The 3,458-nt window shown below is 56.9% G+C and carries 3 protein-coding genes and 1 tRNA gene; all 4 read left to right on the top strand.

Features of this window, described 5'->3' with window-relative positions:
* A partial coding sequence (locus tag F8I07_RS01315; RefSeq protein WP_292654724.1) for a phosphomethylpyrimidine synthase ThiC occupies window positions 1–564 on the top strand: 564 nt, incomplete at its 5' end.
* A 123-nt stretch (window positions 565–687) separates the two neighbouring features.
* On the top strand, window positions 688–1,806 hold the full coding sequence (locus F8I07_RS01310; protein WP_292654721.1) for an Mrp/NBP35 family ATP-binding protein: 1,119 nt from the start codon (window positions 688–690) through the stop codon (window positions 1,804–1,806).
* A gap of 79 nt (window positions 1,807–1,885) precedes the next feature.
* Window positions 1,886–1,963 (top strand) — tRNA-Pro (locus F8I07_RS01305).
* Between the two features lie 242 nt (window positions 1,964–2,205).
* The coding region (eno, locus tag F8I07_RS01300) for a phosphopyruvate hydratase (RefSeq protein ID WP_292654719.1) at window positions 2,206–3,458 on the top strand (1,253 nt) is incomplete at its 3' end.

Raw genomic sequence — 3,458 nt, 5'->3', positions numbered from 1 at the left:
GTGCAGGTGATGATCGAAGGGCCCGGCCATGTGCCGCTCAATCAGATCGAGCGCAACATGAAGCTGGAACGCGAATATTGCCACGAAGCGCCCTTCTACATCCTGGGGCCTCTAGTCACCGACATCGCCGCCGGCTACGACCACATCAGCTCCGCCATCGGAGCGGCGGTGGGCGGTTGGCACGGAGCGAGCATGCTCTGCTACGTCACCCCCAAAGAGCACCTGGGACTCCCCAATGCCGCCGATGTGCGCGAGGGGATCATCGCTTACAAGATCGCGGCGCATGCCGCCGACATCGCCCGTGGCCGCCCGGGAGCGAGGGACGTGGACGACGCCATGAGCGACGCCCGCTACGGCTTCGACTGGAACAAGCAGTTCGAGCTGGCCCTCGATCCCGACCGGGCGAGGGAGTATCACGACGAGACCCTGCCGCAGGATGTCTTCAAAGAGGCGGAGTTCTGCTCCATGTGCGGCCCCAAGTTCTGCTCCTACAAGATCACGCAGAGTATCGTCGAGGAGCACGGGGAGAGTATGGAGAGTGAGGAGTTGGGAGTGAGGAGTTAGGAATTTTGGGGTGCCGCTTTGCGGCACGATTGAAAGGAGGCGGGAATTCATTCCCGCACGCAGGGCGTCAGCCCTGCTTTTTCGTAACACGTAGCACGTAACACTAACAACCAAGGAGTTTATATGACCGAAGAAAAAGTATTGGATGCGTTGAGAAACGTCGTCTATCCCGGATTTACCAAAGATATCGTCAGTTTCAATTTCGTCAAGGGGATCGAGATCGACGACAACGACCGGGTCAAAGTGACCGTGGAGATCACCTCCAGCGCCGACGAAGTCAAAGCGCAGCTGATCAAAGAGATCGAAACCGAACTGGCCAAAGCCGGTGCCGAGGATGTCTATGTGGACATCATCGCCCCCAAGAAACCCGTGGAGCGCAGCAACTCGATGACCGGCAAGAACATCGCCCCCCAGGTCAAGAACTTCCTGATGATCAGTTCCGGAAAGGGCGGCGTGGGTAAATCGACTACCGCCGTCAACCTGGCCATCGCGATGGCGATGCAGGGGAAGCGGGTCGGACTGCTGGATGCCGACATCTACGGCCCCAACATTCCTCGGATGATGGGGATCGATAACGTCAAGCCCGAAGTCGTCGGGAACAAAGTCAAACCCATCGAAGCCTACGGGATCGAAGTAATGAGTATGGGAAGCCTGATGGAGCCCGGCCAGTCGCTGATCTGGCGGGGAGCGATGATCATGAAGGCGATCGAGCAGTTCCTGCGGGATATCCTCTGGAGCGAGCTGGATGTCCTCGTCATCGACATGCCTCCCGGAACCGGCGACGCCCAGCTGACCCTAGCCCAGAGCGTTCCCGTCACCGCCGGAGTCACCGTCACCACCCCGCAGGAGGTCAGCCTGGACGACAGTCGCCGGAGCCTGGATATGTTCCAAAAACTGCACATCCCCATCGCCGGGGTCATCGAAAATATGAGCGGCTTCATCTGCCCCGGTGACGGTAAGGAGTACGATATCTTCGGGATGGGGACCTCCGAGCCGGTGGCCAAGGAGTACGGCACCGAGCTGCTGGCGCGCATCCCCATCGAGCCCCAGGTCCGCATCGGCGGAGACACCGGCAAGCCGGTCACTTACACCCAGCCCGAGAGCGAAACCGCCAAGCGCTTCCAGCAGGCGGCGAGCAAAGTGATCGCCTTTATGGAAAAGGTCAACGAAGAGGGCGGAGCCGACAACGCCGCCATTCAGCCGACCACCCCTCCGGGTGTGAGCGCCTGCAGCACTCGCTAATCGAGAGTTTCTCCCGATTCCGGGAGGATTTTCAAGTTTCTTTCAGCTTTCTTCGCTAATATTCTATTCCACTTTCAGTCGGGGTGTGGCGCAGTCTGGCTAGCGCGCTACCTTGGGGTGGTAGAGGTCGCAGGTTCGAGTCCTGTCACTCCGACCATTTACTCTTCTTGATACATATTTTCTCCAAAATCAACTTTCAAAAATATCTTTGGATGCATCATTTTCGATTCTCGTGACGAGTGCATTGTGTCATCTTGGATTGGATGAGAATTTACGGTTTGGTCAGTATTCCGAACCTATGGATACTGTGAAAGGGTGAGGCAGTGGGAAGGAGTTTTCTCACCGCTCTCTTATCCAATCCGCGATAAAATATTCACATCTTAGATAAAAGGACAGTGCATGATCTACATTGAAGATATCGTAGCCGACGAAGTTTTGGACAGCCGGGGGAATCCTACCGTCCGGGCGAAAGTGAGCCTGAGCGACGGAACGGTCGCGGAGGCGATCGTCCCCAGCGGAGCGAGCACCGGAAAGCGGGAAGCCCTGGAACTCCGCGACGGCGATCCGAGCCGTTTCCTGGGCAAGGGAGTCCTGGGAGCCTGCGAAAACGTCAACACTCAAATTGCCGAGGCGCTGGTGGGGATCAGCCCCTTCAACCAGGCGGAAGTGGATTTGATCATGAAGGATCTCGACGGAACCGACAACTATGCGAATCTGGGGGCCAACGCGGTTCTGGGTGTCTCCATGGCGGTCGCCCGAGCGGCGGCTCAGTCGCTGAAGATGCCCCTGTACCGTTATCTGGGCGGGGCCAACGCTGTGGTCATGCCTACGCCGATGCTTAACATCATCAACGGAGGAGAACACGCCGACAACAATGTGGATTTTCAGGAGTATATGATCATGCCCACCGGCTTCGACAGCTTCTCCGAAGCGCTGCGTGCCAGTAGCGAAATCTATCATACCCTCAAAAAGATTCTTCACGAAATGGGCCACAGCACATCGTTGGGAGATGAGGGAGGCTTCGCCCCCAATCTCAGCAACAACGAAGAGCCGATCCAGGTAATCATGCAGGCGATCGAGCAGGCGGGCTACACTCCCGGCGAAGATGTCGTCATCGCACTGGACGTCGCTTCCAGTGAACTGGTGGGAGAAAACGGCAAGTATCTCCTCAAATCCGAAAATCGTGAGCTCAACAGTAGTGAAATGATCGACTATTATGAGGATTTGGTCGCCAAATACCCCATCGTATCCATTGAGGACGGACTTAGCGAAGACGACTGGGAAGGATGGAAAGAGTTGACCGAGCGTCTGGGCGACAGAATCCAGCTCGTCGGTGACGATCTCTTCGTCACCAACGCCAACATTCTGGCGCAGGGGATCGAAATGGGTGTGGCCAATTCCATCCTCATCAAACCCAATCAGATCGGTACGGTAAGTGAAACGATGTTGACTGTACGCCTGGCCCAGCGCAACGGGTATACCTGTGTCATGAGCCACCGGTCGGGAGAGAGCGAAGACAGTTTCATCGCCGATTTCGCCGTGGCGCTCAACACCGGAGAGATCAAAACCGGATCCACCGCTCGGAGTGAGCGGATCGCCAAGTACAACCGTCTCCTCTCCATCGAAGAGGAGCTGGGTGAGTACGAATATCT

The organism is Nitratifractor sp., from assembly GCF_015487065.1.
Classification (GTDB): Bacteria; Campylobacterota; Campylobacteria; order Campylobacterales; family Sulfurovaceae; genus Nitratifractor.
The sequence above is the reverse complement of the archived record's forward strand: the minus strand, read 5'-3'. Positions and strand labels throughout refer to the sequence as shown.